We start from the raw sequence: 22,334 nt of genomic DNA on the forward strand, positions 1-22,334 counted from the left end.
GCGGTGACGGCGGTCCCAGCCTGCAGCGAGGCGGCTTCCTCCAGCGTCGTGTCCATGCCTGCCACCGGATTGAGGCCGGCGGCGGCGCGGGTCTTCGGATCGGTCGAACCGCCCATAGAGGTGCCGCGCGCGGATTTGGAGGCGGCGATCTCCACCTTCTTGCGGTGCTTTCCGGCCTTCGAGGCGATCTGGCGCTGGGTCTCGACGCCGGAGGCCTCCGCATCGGCTTCCAGCTGCTTCACCCAGTCGGCGACGGAACCCTCTAGAGGGGCACCTTCAAAAGACGACTGTGGGGCTTCCTCGAAGCCGTTCGGGGCGGGAGATTTCTTCGGAGCTTTGGCCATGGCCGGAATATGGCGAGACTCACTGCGAAAGTGAAGAGGCAAAGAGTACAAAAGGGAAACAAAAGAATCGTTCGGATTTGGCAAACAGTGGCGTTTGATTTTTATCTCCACCGGTTGTCGGCACCACCCGCGGCCGACCGTCCCTGGGGCAGTGAACGTTCTCGCCAAGGAGAGAGATGCGGAAGATCATTACAGGTGCATTCGTCAGTCTCGACGGCGTCATGCAGGCGCCGGGCGGTCCGGACGAGGATCCGATCGGCGGCTTCAAGTATGGCGGCTGGGCCGCGCCTTATTTCGACGAAGCGATGGGCGAGGCCGTGGGCGAGATGTTCGCCAATCCTTTCGATCTGCTGCTCGGCCGCAAGACCTACGACATCTTCGCCGCGCACTGGCCTTATGTGGCGGCCGACGACCCGATCGGTCCGCTGTTCGACCGGATCACCAAATACGTCGCGACCCGCAATCGGGAGTTCAGGCCCAGCTGGCAGAACAGCCAGGTGCTGGGGGCCGACGTGGTTGGCGCGCTCAGGGCGTTGAAGAGCAGCGACGGCCCGGATCTCCTGACGCAGGGATCGACCGACTTCCTGCAGACGCTGTTCAAGAACGACCTGGTCGACGAACTGCATATTTCATTCTTTCCCGTCGTGCTCGGCAACGGCAAGAAACTGTTCGGCGACGGCGCCTTTGCTGGCGCCATGAAACTCGTCGGTTCCCGGGTTTCGGGCTCCGGCGTGACGACTAACAAGTATGTTCGTAGCGGCGACATCGTGCCCGGCTCGTTCGAGTTCGAACAGCCGACGGCCGCCGAGCTGGAGCGGAGAAAGAGCCTGACGTGAGCGACCATTCAGTGCCGTATGCGGAGAACGGCGCATCGCCGTTGCTCTTCGCGTCGATCGAAGGCGTATGTGGAGGTAAGTCATGGAGGACGTTCCGGTCATCAAAATGCGGCGCAAGGGCAAGAACCTTGAGCAGCGGATGCTAATCCCGAGCGAAAAGATGGTCGTCGACGCCTTGCGGGCGGCTCAAGCGGGTCGTCTGTCGGCTCTGGGGGAGATCAGGCGCACGCTCGCGGCGGAATACGGCGCGGATGCGTGCTGCCCGGTGACGGTGCAGCAGCAGCTGGTACGCATCAGCCAGGATGGCAGCGCTCCGTTCTGGCGCGTCTTTGACCCGGACCATCCATTTGCCCGACGTATGACGGGCGGGCCGCATCGTATTCGCGAGAAGTTGGCGGCCGAACGCTGAGCGACGGTCAAACTGTCGCAGGCGGGAACCAGGACAGCAAAATGCTGACGTTAGACGAGGCTGCCTGTCACAGCGTCAACCTCGCCCATCCCCGGGCGATCCCTCTCTTCGACGGCATCCGGAAATTGCCCGCCTCGCCGCCGCTTTCGGACGGAGGAGCAATGATGTCCGCAATGTAGGGCCTGCGCGCGCTCACCCCGCAGCAGCGCAACACTGTCATCGCCAGCTATCTCGGCGGGACGCTCGATGCCTTCGATTTCTTCATACTGGTCTTCGTTCTCAAATATATCGCCGAGGAGTTCCACACCGACGTTCCCGCCGTCTCGGATGCCTTCTCGTATTAGGCGCACAGCCTTTGAGGATCTCCCACAAATCAACGTCAATCACTGATTGTGTTTGGGCGACATCATAGAGATGTCGCCCTCGGCTTGGGCAAGCGTGAAGCTGCAAGTCAGTGCAGCCTCTTGCGGAGCGGAAATTTGGCGATACATGCTGCCGCCAGTTTCAACGTCGGGAATCACCCATGCCCTTTGCCTTCAACCCGGCCGCCGTCTGGCCGATTGTGATGCTTTTCGCTTCCAACATTTTCATGACCTTCGCCTGGTATGGGCATCTCAAGCACAAGGGCGCGGCGCTGTTCATCGCCATCGTCGTCAGCTGGGCGATCGCCTTCTTCGAATACTGCCTTGCCGTACCGGCCAACCGTATCGGTTCGGCCGTCTATTCGACGGCGCAGCTCAAAACGATGCAGGAAGTGATCACGCTGCTTGTCTTCTCGGGTTTCTCGGTCTTCTGGCTCGGCGAGAGCCTGACCTGGAACCACGTGATCGGCTTTGCCCTGATCGCGATCGGCGCATCCTTCATTTTCCGCGGTTAGGGCTGACAGGCTGGCTGGCGCGCTACTCCTACCGCTCCACGAAGGCGCGCAGGCGTTCGAGCGCGTCATCCCATTGCCGGGAGACGCTGTCGAGATAGGCGCGCATTTCGCCGATCCGATCCGGTTGGAATGCGAAGTGGCTTTCCCGCCCGACCTTCGTCGAGTGGACGAGGCCCGCCTGTTCCAGCACGCGCAGATGCTTCGTCACCGCCTGGCGGGTGAGCACGGTGCCGACCGAAAGACCTGCGATCGAGCGTTCGCGCCCGTCACTGAGGGTCGTCAGCAGCGACAGGCGCGTCGGGTCTCCGAGGGCGGCAAACAGGATCGCCGCGTTCTCGCGATGGAGTTCGACGTTAGCGATCGACGTATTCCTTGATGTTTTTCATCTGCGCGGCCCAGCCGCCGTCGTTCATACGGAAGGCTTCCTCGCGCCGGTGCGGCGGGACCTTATCGAAGCCCGATTCCGTGACCGTCAGTCGTGAACCGGACGGCGTCGGCTCCAGGCGGAACTCGACGAGAGTCGGCGGTTCACCGGAATAATCGATATTGGGATCGACGGCGTAGGGATGCCAGGTGAAGGAAAAGAGCTCGGGCTCCTCCATGCGCTTGACGGTCGCCTGCCAACGAATGTGTTCGTAGCCGGGATAGGTGATGTTACCTGTCGAATTCTCGCCCGGCACGAAGGGGCCGTCCAGTTGGACGCGGAACCATTCGCCGAATTCGCGGTGATCGGTGATGGCTTTCCAGACGCGCTCGACTGGTGCATTCAGTTCGATGATCTTCTCGATGCGGTCAGACATATCAGCAACCTCCTGGTTGCCTTTTAATCTCATATCTGTCGTTGATTGGCAACCAAAAAGTTGCACCTCTCTATCCGAGGACGTCATAAATGCGTAAGATAAAGCTGACCTGATAGACCAGATTGAGCCAGATAAAGGCCGCGTGAAAGCGGCGGTTGGCCGTCCATGCGGCAATGACGCAGAGGATGACATAGACGATATTGCGCGCCGGAAACTCCCAGCCGATGGACTGGATGTGATCAGTGCCCTTGATCGCAGTGTCGACGATATCGATGGCTTAGGTGAGGGCGAGCGTGCCGAAGAACCAGCGCCGGCGGGAGTAGAAATACTCCTCGTAGCCACCGTATTCGTCGAGCGAGGCGGGGAAGAGCAGGGCGCAGAGCATGAAGAACAGGCAGCAGAAAGAAACCAGAAACAGGTAGATGCCGAAATGCAGCACCGGCACCGCCTGCAGCCGGTATTCCCACCACCAGATGTGGATGATGAAGAGAAACATGGAGGCCGCCCAGCCGAGATGCACGGCATAGGGCCTGGCCTTTGCCGGATGCTGGATAATGCCGGCGATGCCGGTCAGCAGCCGCGCAAGGCTCAGCGAGATCACCATCCCCATCACCACCTTGATGTGGAGAAAGACCTCGGGCGAGGCGACCGTTTCCATGGCTTACTCTGCGGGGACCGGCTTCGGCTTTCCACTCTCGTCGAGCGCAACCATGATGAAGGTCGCCGCTGTCACCTGTTCCATGTTGTTGTAGCGGGCGCGCGTTGCCCATGCCTCGACCGAGAGCGTGATGGAGGTGCGACCGACGGCCTCGATCGTTGTGTAGACCGAGAGCGTATCGCCGATCTTCACCGGCAGGGCGAAGGCCATCTCCTTGACGGCGGCCGTGACGACACGGCCTTTGGCGCGCTCGGACGCGGTAATGCCCGAGGCAAGGTCCATCTGCGCCATGACCCAGCCACCGAAAATATCGCCCGCCGGATTGGCGTCGGCGGGCATGGCAACGGTGCGAAGGGTCAGCGCGCCGTTCGGCTTGGCGTTGTCGGTCATGCAAGGCTCCTGTTCGGCAAGATAGATAGCGATTCCGAAAGGACCGTAGCGCAGATGCCTCTGAAGCGAAACGCAGCGCTGTCCAGAGGCAGCAGGTTCGTCGCCGCATCTGCTACCATAGTTCTATGAGAAATTACCTAGCGCGATTTGTGGCAACCGCTTATTGCCGATATAGATCAATGATTTGCACGGAAATTTGAGCTGCTGACGAAAACGCTCACCCTAAGGCAGTTGAGTCAACTCTAATTAAAATTCACGATCCGGTAAGGCCCGCATAGCAGTATTTGACTATTCTCAAATTCTGAACTGCCGGGGCTCAATGCGTAACGTCAAGATTTCCACCCGCCTCTATTCTCTCGTGGGGCTGGCGCTGACTATTCTGGTTCTCGCCATCACCTTCTTCCTCAACTATTCGCACGCGAAGCTGGAGAGCGAGCGCAAGCATGGTCTTGCGCAAATGGATGCGACGGCGATCGCCATCTTCCAGAAATACTACAAGCTGGAACAGTCCGGCGCCATGACGCGGGAGCAGGCGCAGACCGCGGCAAAGGACGTGATCTCGGCCATGCGCTACGGCGGTAACGGCTACTTCTGGATCAATGACATGCATCCGACGATGGTCATGCATCCGATCAAGCCGGAGCTGAACGGAACGGACCTGTCCCAGAACAAGGATCCGACCGGCAAGTTCATCTTCGTCGAGTTCGCCAATACCGTGAAGAAGAGTGGCGAAGGCTTCGTCGACTACTACTGGCCGAAGCCGGGCGCGGCCGATCCGGTTCTGAAATATTCGCACGTGGTCGGCTTCGAGCCGTGGGGCTGGGTCGTCGGCACCGGCGTCTACGCTGACGATCTTGCGGCGCTTTATCGCCAGCACGCGATCTGGGCGGCCGGCGCCTGCCTCGTCGGCGCGATCGTCATCCTCGGCGTCGCTTTTGGCATCGTGCGCAGCGTGACGTCTCCGATTGCTCGACTGAAGGGCGCGATGAACGCCATTGCTGATGAGCGCGACGCCGTCGACATCGTCGACCACGACCGGCGCGACGAGATCGGCGCCATGGCGAAGTCTCTGCTTGTGCTGCGTGATTCCGTCCGCGAGCGAGCCCTGATGCGCGATCGCGAGAGCCGGCACCAGCTGCAGATCGAGGAGGAGCGTCGCGGCAACGAGGCCAACTGGCGCTCGGCAGCGGATCGCCAGACCTTTGCCATCCAGTCGCTCGGTGCGGGACTTGAGAAACTGGCTGCCGGCGACCTCACCGTGTCCATCGGCGATCTCGGCGACGACTACGCCAAGCTGCGTTCCGACTTCAACTCGGCCGTCGATGCGCTGAGCGGCGTCATCCAGGCGATCGCGGAATCGACCCGCGTCGTTAGCGACAGCGCCAGCGACATTAGTGAAGCCACGAACAATCTGTCGAAGCGCACCGAGCAGCAGGCGGCCGCGCTGGAGGAGACGGCGGCGGCGCTCGACGAGATCACCGCGACCGTGCGGACCGCTTCGGAACGTGCGGCCGAAGCCCGCGAGATGGTGGCGGAAACCAAGACCAGCGCCGGCAAGTCCGGCGAGATCGTCCGCAATGCGGTCACCGCGATGAACCGCATCGAGGACTCATCAAACCGTATCAGCCAGATCATCGGCGTCATCGATGAGATTGCCTTCCAGACGAACCTGCTCGCGCTGAATGCCGGCGTCGAGGCGGCGCGTGCAGGCGAGGCGGGCCGCGGTTTTGCTGTGGTAGCACAGGAAGTGCGCGAACTTGCGCAACGCTCCGCCAATGCCGCCAAGGAGATCAAGGTATTGATCCGCACCTCGGCAAGCGAGGTCGGCAACGGCGTGACGCTGGTGCGTTCCACCGGTGATGCGCTGCTTGAAATCGAGGAACTGGTCAATCGCGTCAACAATCACGTGACCTCGATTGCGACTGCAGCGCGCGAGCAGGCCACGGGACTCAACGAGATCAACACGTCGGTCAACCACATGGATCAGATGACGCAGCAAAATGCCGCGATGGTGGAGGAGACGACGGCCGCAAGCCAGACGCTGGCCGAAGAAAGCCGGCAGCTGGGCACCTTGCTGGCCAATTTCAGGCTGCGCGCCGCCGGTGGCAGCAGCGCGGGACGGATTTCCCGCGCTGCCTGATTAGCTGACTAACAAATAGGCCAAGGGTCTCCCGGGCGACGCCACGGGGGACCTTTTTCGTGATGCCTACCTGCCCGTTGCGTCCCTTGAATTTGCGCTTTCAGATAGTAAGGTGCAGGGCCGGTCGTTATCGGCGCGAGAAGCATGAGAGGAACGCATGAGACGTTTGCTGCTGCGCCTATTCGCATCGCTTTCGACGCCGGGGTTGGCACTTGGCTTCATCGTCTTTGCCGCGTCGCTGACGCCGAGCCTCATGCCACGATCCTTCTTTGTTCAAGGCGCGCTATCCGGCATCGCCGCCGCCGTAGGGTATCTGTTCGGGGTAACCTTTACATGGCTCTGGAAATACCTAGAGCTGCCGATGCCGGCGGGACGAAGACTGCCCGGCAACTTGATCGTTTGCGGACTTGGTATTGTGCTGTCAGTGCTCGTCCTGTGGCGCGCTGCGGGATGGCAGAACTCGATCCGCGACTTATGGCACATGGAGCGGGTCGATACGGCTGAGCCCTTCAGCGTCGCCTTTGTCGCAATCGTTGCCTTCTTCATTGCGGTTCTGATCGGTCGGCTGTTCCGGCTGACGTGTTTGTTCCTGTCGGAATGGCTATCGCGCTTCGTGCCGCGCCGCGTTTCTCAAGTGATCGGGGGTGTCCTTGCGATCGCACTCTTCTGGTCTGTCGGTGACGGCGTGCTGCTGCGTGCAGCGTTGCATCTAGCCGATAGTTCATTCCAGAGGGTCGATGCGCTTCTGGAAGACGGCGTCCCCATGCCAGGTGATCCGGCAAAGACCGGAAGCGCCGCCTCGCTTGTCACTTGGGAGGGACTTGGGCGCCAGGGCCGTAATTTCATTGTGTCCGGCCCGACAGCTGCGCAGATCGGCGATTTCTGGAAGACGCCGGCGCGCGAGCCGCTGCGTACCTATGTGGGTCTGAACAACGCGGAAACGATTGAAGAGCGCGCAAAGCTCGCGCTCGAAGAGATGAAGCGCCAAGGCGCGTTCGAACGCTCGCTCCTCGTCATCATTGCTCCGACGGGAACTGGCTGGATCGATCCGGAGGCAATGGATACGCTCGAATATCTGCATCACGGCGACGTGGCGAGCGTCGGGCTTCAGTATTCGTATCTCACGAGTTGGTTGTCGCTGCTGGTCGAGCCGGAATACGGTTCGGCGTCCGCCAGGGCGTTGTTTCGGGAAGTCTACGGTTACTGGACGACCTTGCCACGGGACGGGCGACCGAAGCTTTACCTGCACGGCCTCAGCCTCGGAGCGCTGAATTCGCAGGTCTCGGCCGATATCTTCGACATCGTGGCGGATCCATTTCAGGGGGCGTTGTGGAGCGGGCCGCCTTTTGAAAGCAGGATGTGGCGAGACGTGACGGCGGCGCGCAATCCCCAATCGCCTGCGTGGTTGCCGCAGTTCCGCGACGGGTCTCTCATCCGGTTCACCAACCAGACGAACCAGTTGGATATTCCCGGCGCAAACTGGGGACCCATTCGCATCGTCTATCTGCAGTATGCCAGCGATGCCGTGACATTCTTCGATCCCTATTCTTTCTATCGGGAACCGGCCTGGATGAGGCGTCCGCGCGGGCCGGACGTTTCGCCGAGCCTGCGCTGGTTTCCCGCGCTGACGATGCTGCAATTGCTGGTCGATTTGGCGATCGCAACGAGCTCTCCGATGGGGTACGGCCACGTCTATGCGCCGCAGCACTATATTGACGGTTGGGTTGCCGTGACGGACGCGAAGATTGATGCCGAGAAGATCGATGCGCTGAAACGGCTGTTCGAGGCCCGATCGGTGCAGGCAGGCGTAGGTGACTAGTTATCCACAGTCAGCGTCCTAAACCGGGAAACGCTGTGCATTAACCATGCTTGTTAGCTTTTCATTTAGCGTCTCGTATCAGTTTGCGCCGCAGTGGCTGGGAAACCACAGCATTGAGGCTCGAAACAATGACCTACAGCGGATTGCTTCTTACTGCTATCGTGGCTGGTTTGATCACAATTCTGGCGGTCGGCAGTCGTCCGGCGAGTGAAGCCGCGTCCAACTGGCCGCAGATGCAGGTGATGAAGACAGACCGGATCGTCACGGGCAGCGTTCCTGCGCGATAATTGAGAAAGTGTCAGATTTATACCGCGTCAGCGGCGGCGGGCGCTTCGAATCGGCACGTTGGACCTCCCTTGGAGAGGTGTCGAGGCTGACATTCAGGCTTTGTTAGGCATCGCAACCGCGAGGCCTTTGTCAACATCGGCGGATGACCTAAGTCGAGATCATGGGAGAGAAATCATCATCCGAGTCGCGGCCGTGTCTGATCGATCTGGTGATCGTCGGGGTGGTCGCGGGGCTTCTGGCCTGCCTGCTGCGTGGCGGCAACATCGGTGCGATCGCGCCGGTGGGTTTGGGAACAGCCTTGTCCTGGTATTTTTTGGGCTTCCCGATCATCAGGACAAGAAATCGCTCGCGCTAATTGGTCGTCCGAAGCAAGAGCACGTTAAGAGTCAGGGGCTTAATCGGGTAGGGTTCTTGAGGCAATTTACCCATGTGTAGTACCGATCAACGTTACGACGTCATTTGCGACCCACTCGATCTCTGGATGGTGTGGGACAACCAGACAGAAGAGCCTGCATCGTTCGGCGGACAGATATTGCATGGCTTGACGGAACGCCACGCCGTCGAAGTTGCCAAGATCATGAACGAGCTGTACGGCAACGAGAAGCGCGACGCGGCTCGTTTATCCGGCAACGACTTTAGCCCGACTGCGTGTCGCAGTGCCGGGGGCTGATGTTCTCGGGCGCCACCGTTGCGAGTTGTGAGCGCCGGGCTGGCACGGGCATAAGGTTCAGGCTATTCTCCGTCACCGCAGGCTTGGGCAACGATGTCGCGTGCGTATTTGGGAGGCGCGGGGCATAGGCGGGGAGGCGGATGCCGTGAGCACTAAGGAATTGTTCTCGATCGCCGCCGCTCATGCGGCACGTTTTCGCGACACGACGGACAGCCGTCCGCATCGTCCTTTGCGGGACTATCCCGCCGCCGTGGAGGCCTTTGGCGCCCCGCTGCCTGAACTGTCGTCGCCGATGATCGACGTACTCGACGAGCTGGTGGCGACGGCGGAACCTGGATTGCACTTGATGACCGGAGCGCGGTTCTTCGGCTGGGTCATCGGCGGCTCGCATCCCATGGGAGTTGCCGCTGATTTCCTGACGAGCGCCTGGGGACAGAATGCCGGCAACCATGCGGCGTCGCCTTCGGCGGCGGCCGTTGAAACAGTCGCCGCACGCTGGCTGCTTCAGCTGCTTGGACTTCCGGCGGGCTGTTCTGTCGGCCTTGTCACCGGCGCGACCGTCGCGAACTTCACCTGCCTTGCGGCTGCTCGAGGCGAGGTGCTGTTGCAGGCCGGCTGGGATGTCGATGCCAACGGACTGTTCGGAGCACCGCCGATCACGGTGCTGATTGGCGATGATGCACATACGACGGTGTTCTCCGCGCTGCAGTTTCTCGGCCTCGGCCACGATCGCGTGGTACGGATCCCGACGGACGATCAGGGGCGCATCGTACCAGCGGCGTTCGAGCAGGCCATGGCTGCCGTCTCCGGCCCTTGCACAACGATCCTCCAGGCAGGGCAGATCAATACTGGCGCCTGCGATGATTTCGGCAGGCTGATCCCGATCGCCAAATCGAAGGGCGCGTGGGTGCATGTCGACGGGGCGTTCGGCCTCTGGGCGCAGACCTCGGCGCGGCGGCGTCATTTGACCGCCGGCGTGGAGCAGGCGGACAGCTGGGCTACCGATGGGCATAAATGGCTGCAGACGCCCTATGATTGTGGCTATGCGATCGTGCGTGACGAACTGGCACATCGGCGGGCGATGACCATTTCGGCGAGCTATCTGCCACTTGCCAGCGAGGGCGAGCGGGATCCCTCGCACTATGTGCCGGAGCTGTCGCGGCGGGCACGCGGCTTTGCCACATGGGCGATGATCCGGCATCTCGGGCGTAGCGGCATCGAGACCCTGATCGACGGAGCGTGTGACGCAGCCGTCGGCGTGGCGCTGGCGCTCGCTGAGGAGGCGGGAATTACAATCGGCAACGATGTTCAGCTCAACCAAGTGATCGTGCGCTTCGGAGCGGACTTGCCGAGCGAACAGGCCGACGACCTGACCAGGCGAACGATCGGCGCCTTGCAGCGCGAAGGCGCTCTGTTTGCCGGCGGAGCGACATGGCGCGGCAGACAAGTCATGCGCCTATCGGTTACCAATTACCAGACGAACGCTGCCGAAGTGGCGAAGGCGGTCGACGCAATCTTGAGAGCCTATCGGGCAGAGCGGCGAGACGCCGTGTGACCATATGGTGACCTGCCGTGCGCCACCCTACAACCCGCGGCCCCTCAGCCAACTGTCAATCGAGAGAGAGCCAGCACCGACGGCGGCGAGCACGAACATGCCGCCTGCAATGGCGAGGTCCTTTTCGAAATGAAAGAGTTCGTTCTGATCGCTGAAGTTGGTGTGATAGAGCGTGGCAGTGGCGACGCAAAACAGGCCCAAGGCGGTCGCGCCGATGCGCGTCAAAAGCCCGGCGGCGATGGATAGGCCGGCGCCGATCTGGAGAGCGATCGTTGCCACAAGCAGTGGAACACTCAAGCCGAATTGTGCAGCCATCTCGACGGCGCCCGAAAAATTCAACGCCAGCGAGACGCCCTCATGCAGAAAGATCCAGGCGAGAAGCAGCCGGCCGATCAATAGCGCAATATCGATCGCTCCTGTGCCGACCGAGGATTTGCCGTCTGCCATAGGAACCTCCGTGCCGCGCTACCAACGATCCGAGACAGCGTGCTCGCATCATAGACCAGAGACGAGGATTCGTCAGCCTTGCCTCCTGAGCCCGCGGCGTGAGCAGGAGGCTAGGCAGCGTCCATTTTTGGATTGTCGATACTCGCGGGAGCCCCGTGGATCCAGAAGCGGTTCTTGCCGTCAGTCTTGGCCTTGTAGAGCGCGGAGTCGGCACAAACGAAGATGTCGGAGTTCATTGATGGATCGAAGAAGGCGACGCCCACGGACGCACCAACATGCATTCTGGACCCGTCCCGTTCGACCGAGCGGTTGAGGCAGTGGACGACGGTCTCAGCAAGCTTGGCGACGCTTTCGGCGCTGTTGCAGCCGCTGACAAGGACAGCAAACTCGTCGCCGCCAATACGGGCCACGAGGTCCGTTCCCTTGCACGCTGCCAGCAGCCGCTTGGCCGTTTCCTTGAGGCACTCGTCGCCAGCCTGGTGGCCGAAGGTGTCGTTGATGCCCTTGAAGCCGTCGAGATCAATGAGAAGCAGGGCTGCGGCGGTTTCGCCGACAGCGTGCTGGGGCAGACGCTGCAGGGCAGACTGGAACTGCGCGCGGTTCGGTAGGCCGGTCAGGATGTCGAATTCCGCGAGATAGCGAATCTGGTCGAACATCATCTTTTCGGCCGTGATGTCGAGTTTCATGCCGAAGATGCGGAGAGGGACATCGCCCTCACATTCGACGGTGGCCGTGATACGGATCCAACGGGTATTGCCCTTCGGCGTCACGATCTCGGCATCGAGCGTAAAGCCGCTTCGCTCCTCAATCGCGTGACTGCGCAGCCGCACAAGTTCAGCCAGCGAATCCCTGGAATAGCATTTCAAGATCTCCGCGCGATCGAGATCGGCCTCGTATGGCACGTCGAAGAGATCATAGACCATCTTGGTCCAGACAAGGCAGTTGTCCGGCAGGCTGCATTCCCACACGCCGATCCGTGCGGCTTCGGATGAGCGATCGAATATCTTGCGGCTGTGGGCGAGGGCAATCGCCTGCTGTTCGAGCTGCTGTTCTTTTTCCGCGACGACACTTTGGAGCGCTTCTACCACAGCCTGGCTGCCACGCGTGGATGGTGCCAGGCGAGCGGCGATTTTGGCGAAAGTAGCGAGGAGCTTCATTCCCGACCCAACGGTTGACGATCCAAATCCTACAATCGTTGGAATGACTTAAGATTTCGTTTTGTGCATTGTGCAGCAAGTTGCGTTGTCGAACGAAACGATGCCCAAACCGGAACATCTGCGCGTCCAGGCAAGCGTTTCTCCTTCGGGCCTGCGTGTGCTGTTCCGGCTCTATATCGGGCTCAAGACGCGGGCTTAAGCAATCCAGGTAAGCTTTCGTTCACCGTTCTTCATTAAATTTCGGCGTAAGTTTTAGATCCCTGCCGTTCCTCGGAAGCGATGAGAGCATGGCGTTTGTTTCCATACTTCGGCAATACGTGCTGCCAGTGCTGCTCTCGACGGCTCTGGTGACGTGTTCGACCGATGGCCTAATTCCGCCTGGTGATGTGGACAACGGCACACGGGTAGGGTCGATTTCTACGCCTGAGCGTCGCGTGGCTGCGGCGCGGATGCAAACGGCACCGATTGAGCAGGCCTATCCGGCAGCAATTGCCCCGGTCAGTGATGCTGCGGGATCCGTCGACTACCTCAACACACCCAATCTTGCCGGAACGGGACAACACCGCGCCCAGAGCCAACCGCAAACGCGTCAGGCACCTGCACAGCCCGGGCGGCTGCCGATGATCGACAGCGACGAGGCAATGGCGGGCGCGCAGGGCGCCGCCGGCTCTCTTCGCAATCAGCCTTCGACCTGGGGCGGCACCCAGCAGCTCATCGTGCCCGAGGGCGGTGTCAATATGGACGCCGAGCTTGGAGCCGAGCCTGTGGTCGGCCTCGCCGAGGAGCAACAGCAGCAAATCGCCGAGGGCCAATCCGATCAGCCCGTCGTCGATGGCATCGGTACCGATAATCCGACGCAGCTCAATCGTGCGCGGATCCCGGCGCCCACAGCGCAGGCGCAGATGGGCAACGCGCCTGTGTGGAACGATGGAAGGCCGGTGGTTGCGCCAGCGCGCGTGCCTGAGGAGAACGAGGAGCGGGAGGTCGCCATGCTGCGACCGAACAACCCGACCGCGCCAATGATGAGCGAACCGGCCGCCCCCGTAGATCCGAGCGTGATGCCGGCCTCGGAGCTTGCCTGCCGCCGTGAATTGAAGCGGATGGGCGTCGTCTATTCCGAGAAGCCGCCGATCTCGAACGGGCCGGCCTGCCAGGTGCCGTACCCGATCTCCCTGCAGGGGTTGTCCGGCAATATCGGCGTCCGCCCGGCGGTGACGCTGAATTGCCAGGTGACGCTTGCCTTCGCCAAATGGGTCAAGAACGAGCTCGCGCCATCCGCTCGGTTTCGCTACTGGTCCGGCATCAAGACCATTCAGCCGCTCGGCGGTTACAGCTGCCGGCGCATGAACAACAGCCGGCAGCGCTACAATCCGATGTCTGAGCATGCCCGCGGCAACGCAATCGATGTCGGCAAGTTCGTCCTGAAGAGCGGCCATGCGATCGACGTGCGTAAGAAGGGGCTGTTCTCGTTCCGCGAAGGCAGGCTGCTGCAGGCCGTGCGCAGCGACAGCTGTAAATATTTCAACACAGTGCTCGGACCCGGTAGCAATCCGGAGCATTGGAACCATTTCCACTTCGATCTCAGGGCACGCCAGAGCGGCAGGGTCTACTGCGATTGAAAGGAAAGGCCGGCTCGAAGGCCGGCCCAAGGAGAACGCGGCGCGGGCGGCGGCGCCCAGCCGGGTCAGGTCTTGTGATGACTGGATACACTTCACTGCATGTCGAGGAAGCAAAGGGAGCGTAACGAGGTCGCTCAGGCGGCTCTCCGCAAGGGGTGCGGCGGGACGGAGAGCGCTTGCTTGCCTCGCCGTCTTTATGGCTGAAAAGTATCACCGGCTGATGACATCTTGTCGCTTTGGAGTTTTCCACAGGCGCGAATGTTTTTTTCTTTCAGACGCGTTTTCACGCAAGTGAATACTCTGTTCATCTGTGCCGGGATGTCAAAACTACTCAAAGCGGATATATAGCGCCCCAGCAACTTCCGCCGCAGACGTCAGAAGAGCCCTTTATGGCCCCGATCATTTCCATCCGAAACCTCACCAAGACCTATGCCAATGGATTTCGAGCGCTCAAGGGCATCGACCTCGATGTCGAGAGGGGCGAGATCCTGGCGTTGCTCGGGCCGAACGGGGCGGGCAAGACGACGATGATCTCGATTGTCTGCGGCATTACCAATCCGAGCGGCGGCATGGTGACCGTTGCCGGTCATGACGTCGTCAAGGATTTCCGGGCGACGCGCTCGATGATCGGCCTCGTTCCCCAGGAGCTGACCACGGATCAGTTCGAGACGGTGTGGAACACCGTCAGCTTCTCGCGCGGGCTGCATGGCAAGCGACCCGATCCGGCCCATATCGAGAAGGTGCTCCGCGATCTTTCGCTATGGGACAAGAAAGACAACATGCTGCGGCAACTGTCCGGCGGTATGAAACGGCGGGTGCTGATTGCCAAGGCGCTGTCGCATGAGCCGGAAATCCTTTTCCTCGACGAGCCCACCGCGGGCGTCGATGTGACGCTGCGCAAGGACATGTGGCACGTCGTCGAAAAGCTGCGGCGCTCCGGAGTCACGATCATCTTGACCACGCACTACATCGAAGAAGCAGAAGAGATTGCCGATCGCGTCGGCGTCATCAACGGCGGTGAGCTGCTGCTGGTGGAAGACAAGACGGCGCTGATGGCGAAGCTTGGCCGCAAGCAGCTCATTCTCGAATTGAACGAGCCGCTGCAAGAGCTGCCGGAGCGCTTCGCCGGCAACAGTCTTTCGCTCGCTGCAGACGGCAGCCGCCTGATTTACGATTTCGATGCTCAGAACGAGCAGGAGAGCGTCGCCACGCTGCTGACGCGGCTCGGCGAGCACAATATTCACTTCAAGGATCTTTCGACGCAGCAGAGCTCGCTGGAAGACATCTTCGTGGCGCTCGTGGGAGGAGCGAAATGAACGTCGAAGCAATCAAATCCATCTATTTCTTCGAAATGGCGCGCACACGCCGGACGCTGTTGCAAAGCGTCGTTTCGCCCGTCATTTCGACCTCGCTCTATTTCATCGTTTTCGGCGCGGCGATCGGCTCGCGGATCCAGGAAGTCGAGGGCGTGTCCTACGGCGCGTTCATCACTCCCGGGCTGATCATGTTGACGCTGCTTGGCCAATGCATCAGCAATGGCTCCTTCGGCATCTATTTTCCGAAGTTCACCGGAACGATCTACGAAGTGTTGTCGGCGCCGGTGGCTATGAGCGAGATCCTGCTCGGCTATGTCGGGGCTGCGGCGACAAAGGGGTTGATGATCGGGATTATCATCCTGCTAACCGCGAATATATTCGTGGATGTGAGGATCGAGCATCCGGTGATGATGGTCCTGTTCTTCCTGCTGACGGCGATCACGTTCAGCCTGTTCGGTTTCATGATCGGCATCTGGGCGACCAACTTCGAGCAGCTGAACCTGATCCCCATGCTCGTCGTGCCACCGCTGACCTTCCTTGGCGGCAGCTTCTATTCGATCAGCATGCTGCCACCGTTCTGGCAGGCTGTGAGCCACTTCAATCCGGTGCTCTATCTCGTCAGTGGCTTCCGCTGGAGCTTCTTTGGCATCGCCGACGTCAATCCGCTGGTGAGCCTCGGGATGATCTCGATCTTCCTGGCGATCTGCCTCGGGACGCTCGGCTGGATCTTCAAGACGGGATACAGGCTGCGGAGCTAGCAGGGACCGGCGCGAGGTGCAGGGCCGTCCCTAGTCTCGCATCCGCAGCTCGTCCGTCTGGATCTGCAGAGACCCGAGGGTGGACAAAAAGCTCATGCCGAGGAGGCTCTGGTCGAGCTTGCCATCGTGCGCGACGCTGGCGGGAACGTTGTGGCGTACGATCGGGCCAATTGCCACCTCGGCGAGCGTGACACGGGCTGCGCGGGCGCGACCATTGGCCGTCATGACGCTCATTGAATACTCGAGATTGTCGGGGATGATGCCCACCCGCTCCGCGTCCTCGCGGGAAAGCGCGATCATGCTGGCGCCGGTGTCGACCAGCATCGAAATGCTCTGGCCGTTGATCGTAACATACGCTTCGTAGTGTCCGTTCAGCAGCTTGTGAAGGATCACCTCTTGGCCGCCCTCGCTGGTCGTCACGATCACTGCGCGGCCCGGCACGAGCCCGGCGAGCAGACGGTTGCCGACGCCAAGCGCCTCCTGCCGATAGAGATAGACGGTCGCAAGACCAAGGATCAGCACGAGCCAGATCATCAGGTTGCGCAAAGTCTCGCTCGCGCTGGTGCGCCGCGCCCAAATGCCGGCGGCCAGCATCAGCACGATCGGAAGCAGATAGACAAAGCGGCCGAAATCGTCGGTCCGCATGCCGAAGATCCGGCTCGTGTCGTCGCTGAATATAAGTACGGCGAGGCCCAGGCCAATCACCGCAAGGACGATCGTCAGACGGTTCATGCACGCGGCTCCGCTGTCGCCTGCATCGTCGGCTGTGGCGGGATTGCCAGTCGGCTTGCGGCAAGCCTCGCGGGCAATACGGCCATCAGCTGCCGGCGTTCCTCGTCGGAGAAGGACATCCAACCGCCGATCTCGGGAAGCGTACGGCCGCAACCCATGCACAGGCCGGTTGCCGGATCGATGGAGCAGACATGGATGCAGGGTGTTTGCATGCCATCTATATCGAGGTTTCACAAAGCCATGGCAAGGGCGCAAACGGCGGCGATTTCCGAAATCTGCTGGGCGGCGCCAAGTGTATCGCCCGTATGGCCGGCGAGCTTGTGACGGACGTACCGGGTGAAGGCCATGACCGACAAGCCACAGGCAAGAAGCGCGCAGACGACGGGGAGGAGATCGAGGCTCGGCCAGAGCAGCAGGGCGGCGAGAAGGCCGCCGGTAACCAGCGCCATGTGCATCGCGCCTTCGCCCGGTTGTCCTGCGGCGGCGGCCACGCCATCGGGTTTTGCCGATGGCAGCCGATGCCAGTGCCAAACGAGGGCGCCACGGCTGATGCAGGCGATCGCCGGAATAGCGAGTGCTGCGGCCAGCGGCGGTGCTGCTCGTGCGACTGCGGCAAGTGCCGCTGCTCGAAGCGCAAACGACAGGATCAAGGCGATCGCGCCAAAGGTGCCGATGCGGCTGTCCTTCATGATCGTGAGTGCATGCTCGCGGTCACGCCCGCCACCGAGGCCGTCGGCGCAGTCGGCCAGGCCATCCTCGTGAAGCGCGCCGGTCAATGCCGTCTGGACGGCGAGCGCGGCGAAAGCCGACATCAGCCGGTCTGCGCGCAGGCAAAGCATCACGAGGAAGACAAGCGCAGGCAGGAGTGCGATGACAATGCCCGCGACTGGAAAGGCGCGGGAGGCTCTGTCAAGCTTGCCGTTGAAATCGGCGAAGGCTGAAGGCGGCATCGGAATGCGGCTGAGGAAGGCAACGGCGCGGGCGACGTCGGTTGCGTATTTTCCAATGTTCATTGTGCAGCCCGACCCCGCGACCATATGCAGCGCTTTTGGAGTTGTCCGCCTCCGCGCCTGCCTTTAAGAGAGTGGCGACGAAAGAAGCTGATTTGCAGCGAAAAGACAAGTTACCGACCAAGACAAGGAAACCGCATTCATGAGCGTTTCAGGCCTGCCATTCGACGATTTCCGGGCACTTCTGCGCGATCTGCCGGGGCCGGATGCCAGAGCACTCGCGGCCGCGCGCGAACGCGATGCGCAGCTGACGAAGCCGCCGGGCGCACTTGGGCGGCTCGAGGAAATCGCATTCTGGCTTGCCGCTTGGACGGGCAAGGCACCGGCGGTGAACCGGCCTTTGGTGGCGATCTTTGCGGGCAATCACGGCGTCACCAGGCAGGGCATCACGCCGTTTCCGCCGACCGTGACGCAGCAGATGGTGGAGAATTTCGCGGCTGGCGGCGCGGCTATCAACCAGATCTGCGTGGCCTATGATCTCGGCCTGAAGGTCTTCGATCTCGCGCTCGACTATCCGACCGGCGACATTACCGAGGAACCCGCCTTGTCCGAACGTGACTGTGCGGCGACCATGGCCTTCGGCATGGAGGCGATTGCCGGCGGCACGGACCTGCTCTGCATCGGCGAGATGGGGATCGGCAACACCACGATCGCAGCGGCGATCAACTATGCGCTTTACGGCGGCACCGCGCGCGACTGGGTCGGTCCGGGAACCGGCTCGGAAGGCGATATGCTGGAGCGCAAGATTGCAGCCGTCGAAAAAGCGGTCGCGTTGCACAGCGATCATCTCGACGATCCGCTGGAGATCATGCGCCGCCTTGGCGGCCGGGAGATCGCGGCGATGGCCGGGGCGATCCTTGCCGCGCGTGTCGAACGGATTCCGGTGCTGATCGACGGCTATGTCGCGACCGCCGCAGCAGCCATCCTGCAGGCGGCCAATCCTTCGGCGCTTGATCACTGCCTGATCGGCCATGTCTCCGGCGAGCCGGGACATCTGCGGGCCATCGAGATGCTCGGTAAGACACCGCTTCTGGCGCTCGGCATGCGGCTTGGCGAAGGCACGGGTGCGGCCCTGGCAGCCGGCATCGTCAAGGCCGCAGCGGCCTGCCATTCCGGCATGGCAACGTTCTCGCAGGCGGGCGTCAGCAACAAGCACTGAGTGCTTCAGCACCGTGAGGGCTTGACGGCAGCTGACATAACGTCTGGGCACTAAGCCACGGTAAGCCGCCATGTCTCGAGACTTGTCGATGCACTCGGGCTACCCCGCCCGGCGGAGGGCCATCCTGCCGTCTGGTTGGGTGCGCGACACTTCATGAGCGACCGCGTGAATCGAACCTATGCTGGGCTTCTTCGACTTCGGGAAGATAGGCCGCGGCCCAGTCATTCAGCGCCTTAAATGGCACTTCGAGCGTATATCCCAACGGCGTGATAGTATGCCGTCGCAGCGCGTTCAAGCGCGCTCTTCCGTCGGAGGCGCATAGAACCTCAAGGATCAGAATTGTCCACTTGTCTGCGACCTGATCGAGGAGCAAGCGCCGACTCTTCACACAGGCAACCTGTGGACCACACCATGGCAAACTCGCCCGCGCAGCGGACTCTTTGCGCACGTTCGTCCCAAGTCCAGCAGCACCATACAATCCCGGCTCGCTCGGAAAGTGCAAGTAGTATGCAGATGCCACCGCATTGTGGGCTGCGCCGGAGCGCACTGACTGAAGGAGCTATTGGCTTGAGAAAGGTTTTCCAGAATTACCCGGCGAGATTGTTGCGCGCTGCAAAGAAGATGGGGAACGGGAGAGCTACGTCGGCGCTTGGGGCTTCCTATCAGAGTTGCTTTCGAAGCTTGGCGAGTCCTGCGCTATCCGCTTACCGTGGCCCTATCGATCATGCATCAAACGCCAAAGCAACCAGTGCTCAATAGTCAAAGGACGTTTTCGCAAAAAAGCACCAGCGTCGACAGGTTGAGAATTGCCGGAAGCGACGCTTGCGATGTCGATCTGACCATTTTGACAATGGCCGTTTGGCTCACCCTCTACTCATTGCGCCGTGGCCTCGTGCGGGACCGTTGAGGACCCTCTGGACAACTCTGAAGGCTGCCGTCGGCACAATGTTAAACCACACCGCCATCATAAACGTCGTCACCGATCCGTTCGTCCAGACCGGCGCAGTAGCTGCGGTCGGGGCGTGGGTAACGCGTGTCCTGCTGCGCGGTCACCCGACACGTCGCCTTGTGGGTCAGCTGGTATTCTTTTTAGCGCTCACCGTCCTTCTGCTCTATCATGCAATCGTTCCCTATGAACCCGGCCCCGCGAATGCATCGACGCTGCAGCGGGTATTCATTGGGATCGCTAAAGTCATATGGTGGACCAATGCCGCGTGGTCCCTGATCAGCCTCGTCCGTGTCTTCCTGATCTTCGAGCGGCAACCACGACAGGGCAGACTTCTTCAAGATCTTGTGGTTGGCATCATTTACGTAGGAGCGATCCTCTCCGTCGTCGCCTATGTCTTCAATGCGCCAGTGGGGACCTTAATTGCTACGTCAGGCGCAGTGGCCATCATGCTCGGCCTTGCGCTGCAGAGCACTCTTGGTGATGTCTTTTCGGGCATCGCGCTCAACCTTGCCAGACCCTACGGCATCGGCGACTGGATTGTCCTCAGCAATGGTATCGAGGGCAAGGTCATCGAGACGAATTGGCGGGCGACACACCTTTTAAGCGGTGCGAACGATCTTGTGGTTGTCCCCAACAGCGACCTCGCGAAGGCGAGGCTGACAAATCTCAGTAGCCCGGAACGAAGTCACGGCGTTACGCTGACGGCCCGGTTCCGTCCGACCGCGCCTCCGTCCGCGATGGCAGATGTCATGCGCTCCGTTCTGCTGAGCAGCAATTCGAGACTGCCTGACCATGAATCCACTGTTGAGGTTGTGTCTCTGGATGCAAGTGCGATTGAACTCGAGCTGAGTTTCAGGGTCGAAGACCTGGCCGCGGTAGCAAAGGCAAAGAGCGAAGTCTTTGACCTGATTTACCGGCATGCAAAAGCGGCGGGTCTGACCCTCTCGTCACCGTCAGACGGGCTGGCCGTTGCTGTGGCGCATACCGATGAGCCGCCTTTTGGCCAGCACACGACGCCGCGCCGACTGCTTGATGCGATCGCCTTATTCGCGTCGATGACTGAGGACGAGAAGGAAGCGCTGGCCTCGACGATGAGCCGCCGGACCTTCCGGAAGGGTGAAATCGTGGCAGAGCAGGATGCCGTGTTGAGTTCCCTCATGATCATCCGTAGTGGTGTCGTTGCCGTCATACGGCGCGATGGAATACGAGAGACGGAGCTGGGGCGTTTGGCCCCTGGCGACTTTCTCGGCGAAAGCGGCCTTCTGACTGGCTCCGGCGAGCTGGGTACGATCCAAGCTCTCACCTTCGTTGTTACATATGAAATCACGCAGCAGGGGCTGGCGCCATTGATGCAGGACCGTCCGGCGATTGCCGATGAACTAGCCTCGCTGCTCTCGAAGCGAAACGCACATGAGCAACTTCGGCTGGGGCGAAGCGACGGGTCAGTTGTTGCAAAAGCGGTGCCGACTCTACGGGCGCGAATCAGGCATCTGTTTGATCTCTGACCTTCGGGCTGATCCGCTCAACGCGCGCGCAGTTCAAGAAGTTGAGCGCGAGGTCGACTAGTTTGTCGCCTCGGCAGTTCGTTGCTGTGTGCAGTTCCCAGATCCTGAAACCCTTAATCGATGCCGGTTCGATTGTCCGCGGCCTAGCCACCTGCTGCCGTGCGGAGGCGACATCGAGAAGCACCGGTGAGTGCGCTTGCGTCGCGACATCGCAGCCCAAAACGCGGACATCGTCAGTCGACTCAGCGCGTTCGGCCTCGCTGCCACGCCGAACCGCCCCGCGCACCAAACTCACTGCGCCGAGCAGATTCTGTGCCGTTCGTAGACCGCGATTCACGTCACACCTGGACGAACGCTCGCCAAAAGACCGCAAGAAGTCGGCACGGACGTCATAGCCGCCGCAGACTTCTCCAAGAAGAAAATGTCGGCTGAAGCCATACTCCAATTCAACCTTCATACCGAGAAATCGGAAAATTAAGTAGGAGAACGAGGATGGCAATCGCAGCCCAGGAAGACAACAAGACCAAACCTTTGCCGGCTCCGAACAGCGACTTCTACCAGCTTGCCGACGTCCTGACCCATGACGAATTGGCGATGGTCAAGAAGGTGCGGGCCTACATGGAGACCAGGGTCCAGCCGATTATCAACAAATACTGGTCCGACGACGCGTTTCCTTTCGAGCTTCTGCCTTCGTTCAAGGAGCTGGGAATTGGTGGCCTTGGGTACGATGGCTACGGCTGCGCCGGCGGAAGCCAGAAGCTGTTCGGCTTCGTCGCTATGGAGTTGGCTCGCGTCGACGCTTCGTTCTGCACCTTCTTCGGGGTGCATAGCGGCCTGGCAATGGGCTCGATCTATCTCGACGGTTCGGAGGAGCAGAAACAGAAGTGGCTGCCGCC

At 60.9% G+C, this 22,334-nt stretch carries 23 protein-coding genes and 3 pseudogenes; 16 read left to right on the top strand and 10 right to left on the bottom strand.

Translation table 11 applies throughout. From position 1 onward, the window contains the following. Positions 1-344: pseudogene (locus PMI09_RS21470) on the bottom strand (excinuclease ABC subunit UvrB); the annotation flags it as partial. Between the two features lie 176 nt (positions 345-520). Here PMI09_RS21470 and PMI09_RS21475 point away from each other — a divergent pair. The 4 genes and pseudogenes from PMI09_RS21475 (at position 521) to PMI09_RS21490 (ending at position 2,466) form a co-directional block, all read left to right on the top strand. Then, complete coding sequence (locus tag PMI09_RS21475; RefSeq protein WP_007799399.1) at positions 521-1,180, top strand: dihydrofolate reductase family protein; 660 nt, start codon at positions 521-523, stop codon at positions 1,178-1,180. Positions 1,181-1,262: 82 nt separating this feature from the next. Next, positions 1,263-1,589, top strand: a complete 327-nt coding sequence (locus PMI09_RS21480) for a hypothetical protein (protein WP_007799401.1) — start codon at positions 1,263-1,265, stop codon at positions 1,587-1,589. Positions 1,590-1,771: 182 nt separating this feature from the next. Next, positions 1,772-1,921: pseudogene (locus tag PMI09_RS31445) on the top strand (MFS transporter); the annotation flags it as partial. 191 nt (positions 1,922-2,112) lie between these two features. Further along, a complete protein-coding gene (locus tag PMI09_RS21490) occupies positions 2,113-2,466 on the top strand; it encodes a DMT family protein (RefSeq protein ID WP_007799405.1) in 354 nt (117 codons plus the stop codon). Between the two features lie 28 nt (positions 2,467-2,494). Here PMI09_RS21490 and PMI09_RS21495 read toward each other — a convergent pair whose 3' ends face one another. The 4 genes and pseudogenes from PMI09_RS21495 to PMI09_RS21510 form a co-directional block, all read right to left on the bottom strand. Continuing rightward, positions 2,495-2,827 carry an ArsR/SmtB family transcription factor gene (locus PMI09_RS21495; protein ID WP_193385413.1) on the bottom strand — a complete coding sequence of 111 codons (333 nt, stop codon included), beginning with the start codon at positions 2,825-2,827 and terminating at the stop codon, positions 2,495-2,497. Continuing rightward, the gene (locus PMI09_RS21500; protein WP_007799409.1) at positions 2,820-3,266 is read right to left on the bottom strand and encodes an SRPBCC family protein; all 447 of its coding nucleotides are present in this window, start codon (positions 3,264-3,266) and stop codon (positions 2,820-2,822) included. Before PMI09_RS21500 ends, PMI09_RS21495 begins: the two co-directional genes overlap by 8 nt. Positions 3,267-3,336: 70 nt before the next feature. Then, positions 3,337-3,924, bottom strand: a pseudogene (locus PMI09_RS21505) (hypothetical protein). A 3-nt stretch (positions 3,925-3,927) separates the two neighbouring features. Beyond that, positions 3,928-4,314, bottom strand: coding sequence for an acyl-CoA thioesterase (locus PMI09_RS21510; protein WP_007799415.1), 387 nt, complete (start codon positions 4,312-4,314; stop codon positions 3,928-3,930). A gap of 319 nt (positions 4,315-4,633) precedes the next feature. On the opposite strand from PMI09_RS21510, the gene PMI09_RS21515 reads away from it, so the two are divergent. From PMI09_RS21515 to PMI09_RS21535, 6 genes are all read left to right on the top strand, one after another. After that, positions 4,634-6,454, top strand: coding sequence for a methyl-accepting chemotaxis protein (locus PMI09_RS21515; RefSeq protein WP_007799416.1), 1,821 nt, complete (start codon positions 4,634-4,636; stop codon positions 6,452-6,454). Positions 6,455-6,611: 157 nt separating this feature from the next. After that, positions 6,612-8,273 carry an alpha/beta hydrolase gene (locus PMI09_RS21520; RefSeq protein WP_007799418.1) on the top strand — a complete coding sequence of 554 codons (1,662 nt, stop codon included), beginning with the start codon at positions 6,612-6,614 and terminating at the stop codon, positions 8,271-8,273. 113 nt (positions 8,274-8,386) lie between these two features. After that, a complete protein-coding gene (locus PMI09_RS31450) occupies positions 8,387-8,560 on the top strand; it encodes a hypothetical protein (protein ID WP_157213393.1) in 174 nt (57 codons plus the stop codon). A gap of 161 nt (positions 8,561-8,721) precedes the next feature. Then, entirely contained in the window at positions 8,722-8,916 is a 195-nt protein-coding gene (locus tag PMI09_RS21525; RefSeq protein ID WP_037083729.1) for a hypothetical protein, read from the top strand. A 72-nt stretch (positions 8,917-8,988) separates the two neighbouring features. Further along, positions 8,989-9,231 (top strand): hypothetical protein, encoded by a 243-nt coding sequence (locus PMI09_RS21530; protein ID WP_007799422.1) that lies wholly within the window; start codon positions 8,989-8,991, stop codon positions 9,229-9,231. A 145-nt stretch (positions 9,232-9,376) separates the two neighbouring features. Beyond that, complete coding sequence (locus PMI09_RS21535) at positions 9,377-10,786, top strand: pyridoxal phosphate-dependent decarboxylase family protein (protein ID WP_007799424.1); 1,410 nt, start codon at positions 9,377-9,379, stop codon at positions 10,784-10,786. Positions 10,787-10,813: 27 nt separating this feature from the next. Here the strand turns inward: PMI09_RS21535 and PMI09_RS21540 are convergent, their stop codons facing one another. Together PMI09_RS21540 and PMI09_RS21545 are read right to left on the bottom strand one after the other, a co-directional pair. Next, positions 10,814-11,233, bottom strand: a complete 420-nt coding sequence (locus PMI09_RS21540; protein WP_007799426.1) for a DoxX family protein — start codon at positions 11,231-11,233, stop codon at positions 10,814-10,816. 110 nt (positions 11,234-11,343) lie between these two features. After that, entirely contained in the window at positions 11,344-12,390 is a 1,047-nt protein-coding gene (locus PMI09_RS21545; protein WP_007799428.1) for a sensor domain-containing diguanylate cyclase, read from the bottom strand. 287 nt (positions 12,391-12,677) lie between these two features. Here PMI09_RS21545 and PMI09_RS21550 point away from each other — a divergent pair, with 287 nt between their 5' ends. From PMI09_RS21550 to PMI09_RS21560, 3 genes are all read left to right on the top strand, one after another. After that, on the top strand, positions 12,678-14,009 hold the full coding sequence (locus tag PMI09_RS21550) for an extensin-like domain-containing protein (RefSeq protein WP_007799430.1): 1,332 nt from the start codon (positions 12,678-12,680) through the stop codon (positions 14,007-14,009). A 389-nt stretch (positions 14,010-14,398) separates the two neighbouring features. Beyond that, positions 14,399-15,325 carry an ABC transporter ATP-binding protein gene (locus PMI09_RS21555; protein WP_007799431.1) on the top strand — a complete coding sequence of 309 codons (927 nt, stop codon included), beginning with the start codon at positions 14,399-14,401 and terminating at the stop codon, positions 15,323-15,325. Then, the gene (locus tag PMI09_RS21560) at positions 15,322-16,083 is read left to right on the top strand and encodes an ABC transporter permease (protein ID WP_007799433.1); all 762 of its coding nucleotides are present in this window, start codon (positions 15,322-15,324) and stop codon (positions 16,081-16,083) included. The genes PMI09_RS21555 and PMI09_RS21560 overlap by 4 nt, the downstream gene beginning before the upstream one ends. A gap of 30 nt (positions 16,084-16,113) precedes the next feature. Here the strand turns inward: PMI09_RS21560 and PMI09_RS21565 are convergent, their stop codons facing one another. The 3 genes from PMI09_RS21565 to PMI09_RS21575 are packed head-to-tail and all read right to left on the bottom strand — an operon-like array spanning position 16,114 to position 17,828. Continuing rightward, a complete protein-coding gene (locus PMI09_RS21565) occupies positions 16,114-16,815 on the bottom strand; it encodes a TIGR02281 family clan AA aspartic protease (protein ID WP_007799434.1) in 702 nt (233 codons plus the stop codon). Further along, the gene (locus tag PMI09_RS21570; protein ID WP_037083732.1) at positions 16,812-17,027 is read right to left on the bottom strand and encodes a DUF1289 domain-containing protein; all 216 of its coding nucleotides are present in this window, start codon (positions 17,025-17,027) and stop codon (positions 16,812-16,814) included. The genes PMI09_RS21565 and PMI09_RS21570 overlap by 4 nt, the downstream gene beginning before the upstream one ends. A gap of 18 nt (positions 17,028-17,045) precedes the next feature. Beyond that, positions 17,046-17,828, bottom strand: a complete 783-nt coding sequence (locus PMI09_RS21575) for an adenosylcobinamide-GDP ribazoletransferase (RefSeq protein ID WP_037083738.1) — start codon at positions 17,826-17,828, stop codon at positions 17,046-17,048. A gap of 139 nt (positions 17,829-17,967) precedes the next feature. On the opposite strand from PMI09_RS21575, the gene cobT reads away from it, so the two are divergent. The 3 genes from cobT to PMI09_RS21600 all read left to right on the top strand — a co-directional run. After that, positions 17,968-18,984: a nicotinate-nucleotide--dimethylbenzimidazole phosphoribosyltransferase gene (cobT, locus tag PMI09_RS21580; protein WP_007799438.1), complete on the top strand. Its 1,017-nt coding sequence runs from the start codon at positions 17,968-17,970 to the stop codon at positions 18,982-18,984. A 945-nt stretch (positions 18,985-19,929) separates the two neighbouring features. Further along, a complete protein-coding gene (locus PMI09_RS21590; RefSeq protein ID WP_007799440.1) occupies positions 19,930-21,438 on the top strand; it encodes a mechanosensitive ion channel family protein in 1,509 nt (502 codons plus the stop codon). Between the two features lie 492 nt (positions 21,439-21,930). After that, on the top strand, positions 21,931-22,334 hold a 404-nt coding region (locus PMI09_RS21600; RefSeq protein WP_007799442.1), incomplete at its 3' end, for an acyl-CoA dehydrogenase family protein.

Origin of the sequence: Rhizobium sp. CF122 (assembly GCF_000282035.1) — a bacterium.
GTDB lineage: Bacteria > Pseudomonadota > Alphaproteobacteria > Rhizobiales > Rhizobiaceae > Rhizobium.